12 protein-coding genes are annotated in these 13,416 nt (G+C 49.2%); 9 read left to right on the top strand and 3 right to left on the bottom strand.

Features of this window, described 5'->3' with window-relative positions:
- Positions 1-273: 273 nt before the first annotated feature.
- The 4 genes from ACFQ45_RS06305 (at position 274) to ACFQ45_RS06290 (ending at position 5,566) form a co-directional block, all read left to right on the top strand.
- Positions 274-2,160, top strand: a complete 1,887-nt coding sequence (locus ACFQ45_RS06305; protein WP_377366146.1) for a methyl-accepting chemotaxis protein — start codon at positions 274-276, stop codon at positions 2,158-2,160.
- A gap of 441 nt (positions 2,161-2,601) precedes the next feature.
- On the top strand, positions 2,602-3,627 hold the full coding sequence (locus ACFQ45_RS06300) for a TRAP transporter substrate-binding protein (protein WP_377366145.1): 1,026 nt from the start codon (positions 2,602-2,604) through the stop codon (positions 3,625-3,627).
- Between the two features lie 68 nt (positions 3,628-3,695).
- Positions 3,696-4,247: a TRAP transporter small permease subunit gene (locus ACFQ45_RS06295; protein ID WP_377366144.1), complete on the top strand. Its 552-nt coding sequence runs from the start codon at positions 3,696-3,698 to the stop codon at positions 4,245-4,247.
- Positions 4,247-5,566 (top strand): TRAP transporter large permease, encoded by a 1,320-nt coding sequence (locus tag ACFQ45_RS06290; RefSeq protein ID WP_377366143.1) that lies wholly within the window; start codon positions 4,247-4,249, stop codon positions 5,564-5,566. Before ACFQ45_RS06295 ends, ACFQ45_RS06290 begins: the two co-directional genes overlap by 1 nt.
- An 81-nt stretch (positions 5,567-5,647) precedes the next feature.
- On the opposite strand, the gene fabF is transcribed toward ACFQ45_RS06290, so the two are convergent.
- Positions 5,648-6,919, bottom strand: a complete 1,272-nt coding sequence (fabF, locus tag ACFQ45_RS06285) for a beta-ketoacyl-ACP synthase II (RefSeq protein ID WP_377366142.1) — start codon at positions 6,917-6,919, stop codon at positions 5,648-5,650.
- A gap of 134 nt (positions 6,920-7,053) precedes the next feature.
- Between fabF and ACFQ45_RS06280 the strand changes: the two genes are divergently transcribed.
- Complete coding sequence (locus ACFQ45_RS06280) at positions 7,054-7,653, top strand: TetR/AcrR family transcriptional regulator (protein ID WP_377366141.1); 600 nt, start codon at positions 7,054-7,056, stop codon at positions 7,651-7,653.
- 2 nt (positions 7,654-7,655) lie between these two features.
- On the opposite strand, the gene cysQ is transcribed toward ACFQ45_RS06280, so the two are convergent.
- Complete coding sequence (gene cysQ, locus ACFQ45_RS06275; protein WP_377366140.1) at positions 7,656-8,504, bottom strand: 3'(2'),5'-bisphosphate nucleotidase CysQ; 849 nt, start codon at positions 8,502-8,504, stop codon at positions 7,656-7,658.
- A gap of 43 nt (positions 8,505-8,547) precedes the next feature.
- Here cysQ and ACFQ45_RS06270 point away from each other — a divergent pair, with 43 nt between their 5' ends.
- Entirely contained in the window at positions 8,548-8,964 is a 417-nt protein-coding gene (locus ACFQ45_RS06270; RefSeq protein WP_377366139.1) for an RNA-binding S4 domain-containing protein, read from the top strand.
- An 11-nt stretch (positions 8,965-8,975) separates the two neighbouring features.
- Here ACFQ45_RS06270 and dprA read toward each other — a convergent pair whose 3' ends face one another.
- Positions 8,976-10,169, bottom strand: a complete 1,194-nt coding sequence (dprA, locus tag ACFQ45_RS06265; RefSeq protein ID WP_377366138.1) for a DNA-processing protein DprA — start codon at positions 10,167-10,169, stop codon at positions 8,976-8,978.
- A gap of 203 nt (positions 10,170-10,372) precedes the next feature.
- On the opposite strand from dprA, the gene def reads away from it, so the two are divergent.
- The 3 genes from def to rsmB all read left to right on the top strand — a co-directional run bounded on the left by def (position 10,373) and on the right by rsmB (position 13,301).
- Positions 10,373-10,882, top strand: a complete 510-nt coding sequence (gene def, locus ACFQ45_RS06260; protein WP_377366137.1) for a peptide deformylase — start codon at positions 10,373-10,375, stop codon at positions 10,880-10,882.
- A gap of 104 nt (positions 10,883-10,986) precedes the next feature.
- Positions 10,987-11,982, top strand: a complete 996-nt coding sequence (gene fmt, locus ACFQ45_RS06255) for a methionyl-tRNA formyltransferase (RefSeq protein WP_377366136.1) — start codon at positions 10,987-10,989, stop codon at positions 11,980-11,982.
- Positions 11,979-13,301 carry a 16S rRNA (cytosine(967)-C(5))-methyltransferase RsmB gene (rsmB, locus tag ACFQ45_RS06250; protein WP_377366135.1) on the top strand — a complete coding sequence of 441 codons (1,323 nt, stop codon included), beginning with the start codon at positions 11,979-11,981 and terminating at the stop codon, positions 13,299-13,301. Before fmt ends, rsmB begins: the two co-directional genes overlap by 4 nt.
- Positions 13,302-13,416: the final 115 nt, after the last annotated feature.

The raw sequence follows: 13,416 nt of genomic DNA, 5'->3' as shown, positions 1-13,416 counted from the left end.
ATTTTGATCAATTTTACCCCATTGGCCACGATTGTTTGTTGACCACCTAACTTTAGATTGAAGCAACAGCGTTTCAATCCCAAGCGCCGTTATTTAAGGTGAGGGCACTGAATAGCATTGATTGCATCACCCTTGTTAATCACGTTCAGTGCTCTTGGAACCGCAGAGAACTGCAGCATTCTTAGAGAATTTTTCAAACGTTCCTTGCCCTAGCCCTCGCTAGGGCTTTTTTTTTAATTCTTTTGCCTTACCCTTGATTCGGAGCTTCCCTTCATGCCCATGTCCCTATCGGTTCGCCAAAAATTAATCGCCATCTTGGTATTAGTCTGTTTGGGTTACGCTGGATTTGGCCTGTACGCCATTGTTAACTTTCAACGTATGCAGGAAGCAGGCATGCGTGCCAATGCTATTGCGGCGTCCCATGTGGACATCAGCGAATTAGAAATCGCTTTATTGAAGCTGGAACAAGCCAGCCAAAAACCATCTCATCACAGCTTTGCTGGACTAACAGCACAACTAGGTAAGTTGTCACAGAGTGATACCTTGGCACGTACCTTGAAAAACCCTTACCTAGATGACACCGCACGAGAAAACCTTCATCACGTTCAAGAGGCGTTACCAGGTTACTTCAACGCCCTAACCAAACGCCTGACCTTGCTTAAGACCTTAGGTACAGATGAAAAGAGTGGCGCCATAGGGGTACTGAATCAATCAGCCGCCCAAGCGGATGAAAAGCTGAAGATGTTTGAAGCCTTTGCCGCAGGGTTTAAAGATATCCGTGCCAAGGAAAAAGAATTTTTAGCCTACCCAAGTGCCGGGACCCAAGCTGACCTAAACGCAGCACTTCAAGAGCTATACGGCAAGATCAACGATATAGGCTTTGGAGATGTGTTTAATCCCTTACTAGATGAGTATCAAGCGGCGCTGACACCCGTTACAGAATCCGCTTTGGCATTGGCCGATTTAAGTCAGCAACTGACAACACTACGGGAGAAAAGCGACCAAGCCTTATCGGATACCACGTCCTATTTACAAACGCCTTTACTCAGCATGGCCCAGCAGGAAGCTCATGATACCGCTAACCAGGCTCGTATCTCGTTGATCATTGGAGGGATTGCCCTGACCTTGCTGATCGGTGTGGTCATGGCAACCGTCATCATTTCGTTGAACCGAAGCATAGCGTTAATCTTGGCCCAGCTAAAAGCCGTTGCCCAAGGTCAGCTCGTACCTTCCAAACACAAGGGATCAAATGACAAGGATGAGTTTAACCAGCTGTTAGCGACTTCCGATGCCATGACCTTAAGTCTACGAGAGCTAGTGATGCGTCTGCAGCAAAGCAACCAAGACTTGGTGACCACGGCGGATCAATTAGGGGATGATGCCTTTAGCATCGTATCCGGCAGTGAACAGATCCGTGACCGCAGTAACGCTTTGGCCACCGCCACAGAGGAAATCTCTCAAACCGCTCTGCATGTGGAAGACATGACCCAGCAGGTGACTCAAGCCACCAATGACGCTCACCAGTCCGCTCAATCCAGCGCCAATGTGATCACGGATGCTATCCAATCCATCCAAACCGTTGCCCAGTCCATCGAGGCAACTCACCAAAGCGTGGCCAGTCTAGGGCAACGCTCTAAGGAAATTGATTCGGTCATTGACCTGATTGTAGGAGTGGCTGAGCAAACGACCTTGTTGGCCTTAAACGCGGCCATTGAAGCGGCACGCGCCGGAGAAGCAGGCCGTGGCTTTGCAGTCGTCGCAGACGAGGTTAAAGCACTTGCGGAGCAGACCGTTAAAGCAACCGGTGACATCACGCAAAAAGTAGAAGGCATTCAGCTGGAGACCAAGCAAGTAATTGAGTCTATGAGTCGTAGCTTGGAGCAGGTTGAAAGTGGCCGAGCAAAAGGCGAAAGTGCCATTGCTTCGATTAACAGTGTGGAAGCTCTCACCCAGCAAGCCGCACAACAGACGGATGCCATCCGCTCCGCCATTCGAGATGTGGCACAAACCACTCAAGTAATGGCTCGAGACATGGACGAAATCGCCCAAAGTATTGAGCATAACCATGGTGCCACGGAAAACATCCAGCGCTCTGGTCGGGACATCCATGGGCACGTGCAATCTTTGTCTCAACAGGTGTCTCAATTTCAGCTCGATTAGCCATTCAAAATTGAGAAGCCATCTGCCTTACAAAAGAGAAGCCAAGCTTCTCTTTTTTTGTCTTTCGAGCAACATTTCGCACCAAAACGAAACACAACGACATAAACACAAGTTACAAATCTGAATCAGAGGGAGATGACAGGCAAATTAATTGATAAAATGTCTTATGAATCAACTTTCTATAGAACAGCCTTAGTTCTTCCTCTCAGTAATCACATCTGCACCAGTTTGGTTCAATAGAATCAAAAACGCACCTTAAAAATCAACTAGTTAACTGATTTATAAGCGCTTTTAGCTAGGGCACTTTGTTTGGTCAACACAAAACTTTAGGGTGATTCGGCACGGTTTAATTTGTGCAAGCTTTTTGAAAGTATCGTTCCGCGGCGCCACTGTCGGGGAGGACGTGGCTTGTTTAAGAAATACTTAATCAAGAGGTTATGCATGTTAAAAGCGCTACAAAAAGTTAAAAAACAGCTGGTGACGGGCTCTCTAGCTATCGCACTTGGCGCAAGTGCCGTGGCAACATCTGCTCAGGCAGCCGACCACAACTGGCGTTTTGCCAACCTATACGGTCGTGGCACAGCATTCGGTGAAATCTACGAAAACCTAGCGAAAAACATTGAAACCAATACAGACGGCGCAGTTCGCGTACAAGTTCTGTACTCTGGCGAAGGTGTCGGTACAACAGGCATCCTAGGTGCAGTGAAATCTGGTCTTGTGACTATGGGCGCACCATTCCAATCTATGCACGCCGGTGAATTGCCAGCAGGTGTAGTGGAGATCGGTCTACCTGGTGGCACCGACAACACTGACGAACTACATGAGTTGTTCTACGACAAAGGCTGGGGCGAGATCCTGAAAGAAGCCTACGGTTCTCAAGGTCTAGTATGGCTTGACCCATACATCCAACCACCGGTTTACATCATCACGAAAGAGCCAATCAACTCTGTTGAAGATTTCAAAGGCTTAAAAATCCGTGCACCTGGTGCATACGGTAAATTCCTACGTAACCTAGGCGCATCACCTGTATCCCTAGCATGGTCTGAAATTTACACATCTCTATCTACTGGCGTTATCGACGGCTCTATCGGTTCTAACATGATCGATCACCGCGATGGTAACCACGTTGAAGTTGCAAAATACATGTACAAACTGCCTCTAGCTGGCGCTCAAGTATTGCCAATCATCGTGAACCGTAACGCTTGGAACAAGCTGACTGACGAACAGAAAGAAGAAGTTCGCGCAGCCACTAAAACTCACGCAGCAGAGCAGCTAACCAAGTCTAAAGAATGGGAAGCAGAAGCGGTTGCAGAGATGGAAGCGAAAGGCTTGCAATGGTCTCCTGAGCCAAGCGAAGCGGACAAAGAAGCATGGGCTGCTGCCGGTGCAGGTCTTTGGGACGAATACGCTGCATCAGATGCCTACAGCAAACGTCTAATCGATGTACTTCGCGCAGAGCAGAAGTAATCATTAGTCTCTATAGAGGCGAGCGCTAAGCGCTCGCCTTTTTTCGTTTATTCTCGAGGTACATTTCCATGTTATTGACTGCGATGAGGCTTTATTGCCAGGCGGTACACCATGTGGTGGCATTCGTCGGCAAATCTGTTTCCTATGTCATGCCAGCCTTGGCGTTTGTCGTAGCTTTCGAAGTATTTTCTCGCTACTTCTTAAATAAGCCAACCATTTGGGCTTATGACCTGTCTTTGTTTATGTTCGGCTATATTGCTGCCCTAGGCGGTGCCTACGCTCAGCAGCGCCGTGGACATATCAACGTTGATATTCTTTACAACAAGGTGCCACCTCGGGTGCGTAGCTTGTTTAACCTGCTGTCTTTTGCTCTGGGTATCTTCTTCTTGGTGATTGTTTGCAAGATGAGCCTAGGCAAGTTCGAAGAAGCCATTGAATTTAATTACCGCCGTCAGAGTGAGTGGGCGCCACACATGCACCACTTTTGGGTGATGATCTGTATCGCCAGCGTGCTGCTGATCGCACAGTTATCCAGCGACTGGTTAGACGATGCCGTCCACCTAGTAACAGGCAAACGCTTGTTACCTGAACAAAATTTTGACGACGAGGACGATGCATAATGATCAGTATCGAACTGTTAACCGGCATCCTGCTGGTCTGTATTTTGGTGACCTTTGCTTTGGGGGCACCGGTTGGCCTAGCGCTTGGTGGTATCGCCATGGGCGTGGGTTATCTGACCTGGGGCGATGCCCTGTTTAATGTGATTCCAACCACTCTGGAAGGCACTTATTTTAGCTTTATCCTGTTGGCCATCCCTTTGTACATCTATATGGGTCAGCTGCTGACACGCTCTGGTATCGGTGATGCCATGTTCAGCGCAAGTCAGCTAGTGATCGGTAAAATCCGTGGCTCCCTAGCCATCAGTGTAATCATCGTGTGTTCCATGATTGGTGCCATGGTAGGGATCATCGGTGCAGGCATTATGACCTCTGGCAGTATTGCTTTGCGTCCTATGTTAGAGCGTGGTTATGACAAACGCCTAGCCCTCGGCGTCATCATGGCAGGCGGTGGTTTGGGTATTTTGATCCCACCCAGTATCCCTATGATCATGTTTGCGTCTTCTACGCAAAACTCTGTGGGTCGTATGTTCATCGGTGCTTTGATTCCGGCTTTGATCACGATCGTGCTATTGATCACTTACGTGATCATCTCCTGTAAGCTGAACCCGAAGAAAGCGCCGTTAGATCCGACACCAGAAGTCCCTAAGACTACGAAAGAGAAACTCCTGACGGCCCGTGACGGTGGTTTGTCATTACTGCTTATCGTGGCGGTATTGGGCAGTATCATTATGGGTATCGCGACGCCAACAGAATCCGGTGCCATCGGTGTGGTGGGTGCCATTATTCTGGCGATCTTCTTTAAGCGCTTTAAACCCAAGATGGTACGCAGCGCGGGTATGCGTGCGGCCGTGCTGGTCAGTGTGGCCATGTGGATCATCTTCGGTGCCACCGTGTTCAGTAACTTCCACCTATTGATGGGAGTACAAAACATGGTCGCGGGCTTTACTCAGGATCTAGGCTTACCACCTATGATGGTGATTATCCTGTTCCAGATCATCATGCTGTTGCTAGGCTTCATCATCGACGAGTTCATCATCGTTCTGATGTGTGCGCCAATCTTCACACCGATCGCTGTGTCTTTGGGATTTGATCCGATCTGGTTTGGTATCTTGATGATTCTGAACATCGAGATTGCAGTGCAAACGCCACCCTACGGTTTTGCCTTGTTCTATCTAAAAGGCATCGCGCCTCCAGGTATCACCATGTTGGACATCTACCGTTCGGTGACACCGTTCGTATTGATCAAGCTATTGGTATTGATCATTGTAATGTTCAACCCTGAACTGGTGACTTGGTTGCCTAACAAGCTAATGAATTAGCCAAGCTCGCATCTGTACCCTATAAACGAAAAAGCCACTTAGTGTCCCTAAGTGGCTTTTTTGTTATGTCTTAACATGCTGTTATGTATAGCGTTTTAGTAACAGGGCAGCATTCACTCCACCAAAACCAAAACCGTTACAGAGCACATAGTCCACCGCTTTTTGCCGTGGAATTAAGGGAATCAAATCCAGATCTCCCATGTCGTCTTCCGGTTGGTGAAGGTTCAAGGTGGCGGGCAGGGTGTTGCTGAGTATGGCTTTAGCACTAAAGATGGTCTCCACACCCCCAGCCGCACCTAACAAATGTCCGGTAGAGGATTTGGTGGAGGAGATGGCCACTTGCGTCACCCCAGCTCCAAACACAGAGCGCAGGGCGTTGATTTCACCTCGATCTCCCACAGAGGTCGAGGTGGCATGGGCGTTCACATAGCCAATGTCAGATGCTTCGATACCGGCCATGTTTATGGCCTGCTGCATGGCGCGGGCGGCGCCTTCCCCGGATTCTGGCCCTGCGGTGAGATGGTAGGCATCACCACTGGTGCCATAGCCCACGATTTCTGCCAAGGGTGTTGCACCACGAGCAAGAGCATGTTCTAGGGTTTCTAACACCACCAAACCTGCGCCTTCGCCCATGACGAAGCCTTCTCTATCCTTGTCAAAGGGACGCGACGCCTTAGTCGGATCATCGTTTCGAGTAGACAAGGCTTTCAAGGCCCCAAAGCCTGCTAGGGACAAAGGATCAATACAGGCTTCCGTTCCGCCAGCTAAGGCCACTTTGGCTTCCCCTGTTTTTAACAAGCGTAGGGCATCACCAATGGCTTGCACTCCGGCAGCACAGGCGGTCACTGGAGTACCAATAGGGCCTTTAAAGCCATGGCGGATGGACACATTGCCGGCCGCCAAATTGGCTAAGAAAGCCGGTACAGTAAAAGGTGACAGTCGCTTTGCGCCTTTGCTGATACGAGTTGCTTCAGCATCGGTGATGGTTGGTAAGCCACCGATACCAGTGGCAATGATGGTAGCGGTTTGCTCCTGCTCTTGGTTCGTTTGCGGTGCCCATTGGGCTTGTTTTAACGCTTCATCCGCCGCGGCGATGGCGTATAAGGTAAACAGATCAATGCGCTTTCTATCTTTTGGGGACAAATAGTCGTCTTCGTTTAAACCATTGTCCGCCTCTGTGTGGGAGGGAACTTGTCCAGCAATGTGGGTTTGCAGGCCTTCTGATAGACTCATAGGTAAGGGCCGAATGCCAGATTCGCCTTTAATCAGTTTGTTCCATACTGCATCGACGCCGACTCCTAGCGGCGTGACCAGCCCCATTCCGGTTATCACATATCGTTGTGCTGTGGTCATTGTGTCGTCCTCACATGGGTTCTTGTCTCACGTGGGACCTATGCTAGAGTGGCACTTTATATGATCAAGATAATATTCTGAGGCTTGTTATACTGATCATTCACCCATGCAGTTGAGCACGTCAGGAGGAGATCATGCCGTATTCACCGCAACATAAAGAGCAATCCCGTCAGAAGATCCTGCAAGCCGCAGCTAAGTTGTTTTGCGCCCATGGTTTTGATCGAGTCACCTTGAATCAAATCATGAAGAAAGCCAATCTGACCCACGGGGCCTTCTACGGCCATTTTTCTGGTAAGAGTGCCCTCTATGAGGCTGCTCTCAAGTTCGCCACGGACCAAGGTTTTTGGGCACGCAGTGAAAAGCAAACAGAAGCTAAGCCGTCACATCTAAAAGCCCTTGTTGCCCGCTACCTGAGCTGGAGTGAACCAAACCCTAAGTTGCCGTCACCGCTAGAATTCTTGGTGACGGATGCCGCCCATCAAGATGAAAAGGTACGTCAAACTTATCAAGAATGCTTCGACAGCTTGGTGGATCGTTTGGCGGCTATTTTAGATAAACGTGGGGTGAAGCAGGCTAGAAGCCTATCAGAGGAGACCGTGGTGTCTTTGGTAGGAACGGTCAGTATTGCTCGATCTATCACCCAGCCATTACGAGCAGACTTCGTCGAGCGCGCGAAGCAGCGGATTTTAAGCAGAATTCAACAGGGCTTAACACAAGACACAGCTAACCCGTAACGTTAGGCCTTGTCGTCGCTCTGCTGATACCAGTCCAACACTACTGGGGCAATCTCTGGCCCAGCGACAATGAAGTGGCCATTAAGTAGGGTTTCCCTTTGGTTGTAACGGAATGGCTCACCATTGGGTGCGATCAACATGCCTCCAGCCGCTTCGATAATGGCTTGCTGAGCGGCGGTGTCCCATTCGCTCGTCGGGCCACGACGCAAATGCAGGTCAGCGATACCTTCTGCAATACGACATCCTTTGATGGAGCTGCCTTTGGGCAACTCACGGACTTGTTCGTAGGTGTCTTTTAAAGTTTCTTTTAAATCTTCTGGCAGGGCAGGGCCATGGCTGCGGCTGGTCATAGCCACCAAAGGCTCTCGAGGCGCACGAACAGAGATGGATTCGTAGTTGTCACCGTGCCATTTAATGGCACAAGGCTCGATATCTTGCCAGGTTTCTGTCACGCCAAAGTAGCCTTCACCAGTGGTGGGTAAGAAGACAATCCCTAAAATTGGAGCTCCTTCAGAGACCAAAGCTATGTTGATGCTGAACTCACCATTACGTTTGATAAACTCCTTGGTGCCATCTAACGGGTCCACCACCCAAAGAGATTGCCAGTCTTTACGCTCATCAAAAGGTACCACCGCTTCTTCCGATAACACCGGAATATCTGGCGTCAGTGCTTGCAACCCAGCCATAATGACTTTATTCGCAGCAATATCAGCAGCCGTCACAGGGCTATCATCAGATTTCTGCTCGACCCCTAGGTCGGCTTTCTGATAAATCTCCATGATCGCATCGGCAGCATTGTGTATGATTTGTTGCAACGCCTTGAAGGTTGGGTGACGACTTACATCCAGCATAAAGGTACTTTTCTTTCGATTTTATAATTCGTGTGTCCAACTTATGAGTAAAGCAGAAAAACAGTCGCAATCACAAGCAGTAAGATTAGATAAATGGCTTTGGGCAGCGCGCTTCTTTAAAACCCGCAGTCTTTGTAAAGAAGCCATCGATGGCGGTAAGGTCATGTACAACGGTGCCAAAGGTAAAGCCGCACGCAATGTAGAGCTGGGGGCATTGATCACTATTCGTAAGGGATGGGACGAAGTCACTGTGGAAGTTCTGGGGTTAAGCGAACAACGCCGAGGGGCACCTGAAGCCCAACTCTTGTACCAGGAGACAGGGGATTCTATCGAAAAACGCGAGCGCCGTGCCGCGGAGCACAAATCCTTTGGCGGTCGCATCATGTCTGACCATCGACCGACAAAGAAAGAGCGTCGGGACATCAAGCAACTCAAACGAGACATTTTCAATTCCAATTGATCCTGTCAGGCCTAAGGGGCAATCTGGTATTGCCCTTGGGCATTTATAAGCACGCCTGCCAATTCCAGCTCCATCAGTACCTGGGATAGATCCGGTGCCTGCCACTTTGTAAGCCGAATTAAAGCATCAAAGTCCATCCCTATGCGTTCCTTTTGCAAACAGTTAAACAACCATTGTGCCTCTTCAGACCCCTCTGGTAGGGCTTTATGTTTTGCCTCTTGATGGGCATTTGCTAATGGCAGACGCAAGGTTCTAGGCAGTTCAGACAGGATATCGTCCACACAGGTCACCAGTGAGGCTCCCTGGCGGATGAGTTGATTCGTACCGGCAGCCTGGGGCTCGCCAATACGGCCTGGCAAGGCAAATACTTCGCGATTTTCCTCTAAGGCATAGCGTGCACTGATCAAAGAACCGCTACGTTCTGAGGCTTCCACTACAAACACTCCAGCACTCATGCCGCTGATGATGCGATTTCTTGGTGGAAATAGCTGTGGCCTAACCTCAGTTGTTAGTGAATATTCACTAATTAAAGCACCGTTGTGATCTAAAATTGACTCGAATAGATCTTTGTTTTGACGGGGATACCAGGTGTTTAGGCCAGCTCCCATTACCGCAACCGTGGGCCCATTGCCCGCAATTGCGCCACGATGGGCAAAGGTATCGATACCCCGCGCGCCGCCACTGGTGATAGTGAAGCCTGCTTCCGAGAGCTGCTGTGACCAGTGCTCTGCCACTTGCCGCCCATAGGCTGATGCTTCCCTTGCACCAACCACTCCAAGAGTTGGCTGAGCCCATGCTTTAGGGTTTCCGTGTACATAAAGCAGAGTGGGCGGTACCGAGATTTCATTCAGTAAACTGGGGTATTCCGGCGTCCCACGAAAGACAATCCTGTGATCGGGGGCCTGCAACCAGTTCTGAGTTTGCTCCAGCTGTTGCGCCACATCAGGACATAAAACGCCTCGGTCTAAGAAGCGCATCACAGCATTCGCCCCATGTTCTTTCCAGCCTAGGGCTCGCAGAGTCTTGTAATCAATTGAGGCGATCGTATCGGGTAACTCATCAAACAGTAATTGCTGCTCAGCATTTTCTGTTTCTAGGGTCTCAAGATAAGTCCATAGTCGAGCAAGACGACCGGTTCCTACCCCTGGAATGAGACTGAGAGTAAGCCATGACTCGGTGGGCAGACCGAATAACAGATCTTTCATGCGGCAATCCTTTGCGGGCACTGAGTGAGAAGGGAAGTGTTATCTCATAAATTTCGCGGCGCATTTAACCATATTGCACAAAATTTAGCCAGACAAATACGCCCCTTTCATCAATCTTGAGTTACAATAGAGGTATTGAAAACGCCTTTGTACGCCCTAATCCTACAAAGGCAAGACCATGCAAAAGATAACCGGATACCAATATGGCTGTACTACCCGTTTTAGAATACCCAGATCCGCGCCTGCGTAAGGTGGCTGAGCCTGTCACACAATTTGATGACCCAGCACTGCAGACAAAGATCGATGACATGTTAGATACCATGTACGAAGAGCAAGGTGTTGGCCTTGCGGCAACACAAGTGGACTACCACTACCGCATCGTCGTGATGGACTTTTCGGAAGAGCGTAACGAGCCAATCGTCTTCATCAACCCAGAGTTTGATGTACTTGATGATGAGCCAAACGAATTCCAAGAAGGTTGCTTGTCTGTACCAGGCTACTACGAGCACATCTACCGTGCTGCAAAAGTAAAAGTGAAAGCGATTGACCGTCACGGTAAGCCATTTGAAATGGATACGGACGAGCTGATGGCAGTGTGCGTACAACACGAGATCGACCATCTTGATGGTAAGCTCATGGTGGATTACTTGTCTCCACTTAAGCGTAATCGCATTAAGTCTAAGCTTCAGAAGCTACAGAAAAAACGTGCCTAAGGCACACAGAAGTTAAGCCGAGTTGAGTGCAAACCTCGCCTCTCGACATTTCTATAAAAGATCAGGCTACGGCCTGATTTTTCGTTGTAAGAGCACATGACCCAATGACCACACAGCACACAGCACCATTACGCATTGTCTTCGCAGGCACCCCAGATTTCGCTGCGGCCAGTCTCCAAGCATTGATCGATACGAAAGCACAGAATGATTATGAGCTGGTTGCGGTTTACACCCAACCAGATCGTCCAGCAGGACGTGGCCAAAAGCTCGTCGCCAGCCCAGTGAAACAACTTGCCCAGCAGCATGATATTCCTGTTTACCAGCCGGTAAACTTCAAAGCTGAGGAAGACCGCCAAGCGCTGGCTGACTTGAATGCAGACATCATGATTGTTGCCGCCTATGGCTTAATCCTGCCTAAGGCGGTATTAGATACTCCTAAACTTGGCTGCATTAACGTCCACGCCTCACTGCTGCCTCGTTGGCGTGGTGCTGCACCGATCCATCGTGCAGTCATTGCTGGTGACACCATCACAGGCATTACCATTATGCAGATGGATGTGGGGCTAGACACCGGGGACATGCTGCTGAAGAAAGAGTGCGACATCAAACCCACGGACACTTCCGGTTCACTTCATGATCGCCTAGCGGTGTTAGGAGGCGAAGCCTTAGTGGCTGCATTGGAGCCTTTGCGCGTTGGTCAACTGAAAGGAGAATCTCAAGACGAGGCCTTAACTTGCTACGCAGACAAGCTCACCAAGCAAGAAGGGGAAGTGGACTGGTCTCAGGACGCTCTCACTATTAGCCGTAAGATCCGTGGTTTATTACCTTGGCCGGGGGCATTTACAGCAACCCCAGCCGGCACTATGAAGATCCATGCTGCGACCTTGCTCAGTACTGACGAACAAGAATTTGAGAACGGTGAAATCACCATGGTCAGCAAAGAAGGCTTGATCGTTGCGACAGGCATGGGATCTATCTTGATCACAGAATTGCAGTTCCCCGGCGGTAAACGTATGTCTGTACAGGACGCTCTTAACGGTAAATTCAAAGACCAATTACAAGTGTCTAAACGACTCGGTGTGACAGGAGATAACCAATGAGCGGTTCGTCTCCACGACTCGTCAGTGCCAAGATCTTAGAACAGGTACTGCTGCAGCGGGGGTCCTTATCCACTCACCTTAACAAACACATAGGTGAGGTAGCCGGAGACCAACAGGGTTTGGTGAAAGAGCTTTGTTTTGGTGTTTGTCGTTTTTACCCGCAGCTAAATAGTGTGGCACTCAGCTTGCTCACTAAGCCATTCGAAGAAAAAGACTTTGATGTGTACGCCACCTTATTGATGGGCTTGTATCAAATCACCCATATGAACACCCCTGATCATGCGGCGGTGAATGAGTCCGTTGAGTTGTGTCGACAGCTCAACAAAGACTGGGCCACCAAGTTGATGAATGCCATTTTGCGTCGTTACCAACGGGAGCAGGATGAGATTTTTGAATCCCTTGAAGCTCAACCTTCCGTGGAGTACAACCTACCTAAGTGGCTGGTTAAGCGCCTGCTAAAACATTGGGATGCTGATTTCGAACAGATTCTCGAAGCGACGAATGCTCATCCACCCATGTGCCTTCGCGTAAACACCGCCAAGGTTTCACGTGAAACATACTCAAAAATGCTTTCCGAAGAGGGCATTGTTTCACATGAAACGCCATTTTCAGACTCAGGTCTGTATCTTGAAAAGGCAGCTTCCGTAAATGCGTTACCTAAATTCTTTGATGGATTCTCAAGTGTTCAAGATGAGTCAGCACAACTGGCCGCTATGATCTTGGCACCTGAAAAGGATGAAAGAATCTTAGACGCCTGCGCAGCACCAGGTGGTAAAACAGGGCATCTGCTTGAGCGAGAGGCAGGGCTTGATCTGACCGCTGTAGAGTTAGAGTCTTGGCGATTAGAACGAATCGAAGCAAATCTAGAACGTCTTGGCCTGAGTGCAAAACTCATTTGCGGTGATGCAAGTGCTACTCAAGATTGGTGGGATGGCAATGCATTTGACAAGATTTTGCTCGATGCACCGTGTTCCGCAACGGGTGTTATTCGTCGTAACCCTGATATCAAGATCAACCGAAAACCTGGGGATATTGACGCACTGGCTGGCATCCAAAAGTCCATCTTAGAAGCCACTTGGAAAACCCTGAAGCAAGGAGGCTATTTACTGTATGCCACTTGCTCCTTAATGCCAGAAGAGAATGAGCAACAGATAGCGGCTTTTTTAGAAGCTAATTCAGATGCAGAAGAAGCCCCACTTAACCTACTCAATGCTAAGGTCAACTCCAGCATAGGAAAGCAGGTAAGTCATGGTGTTCAGATCTTTCCTGATCACAAAGGGCAGGATGGGTTCTACTACTGCTTGCTGAAAAAGCATTAAAAATACAAGCAGCAGACTCTTATCAGTCCAGCTTAAAACAAATCACTGTGCCACGATTAACATCTGGCACAGTGATGTTTCATGTGAAACATTGCGCGCCCTACCTAAACTTAAC

This window comes from Rhodanobacter aciditrophus (genome assembly GCF_042679525.1).
GTDB lineage: Bacteria > Pseudomonadota > Gammaproteobacteria > Pseudomonadales > Marinomonadaceae > Marinomonas > Marinomonas aciditrophus.
Note: the sequence above shows the minus strand (reverse complement) of the source record. Positions and strands in the feature narration are given on the sequence as shown.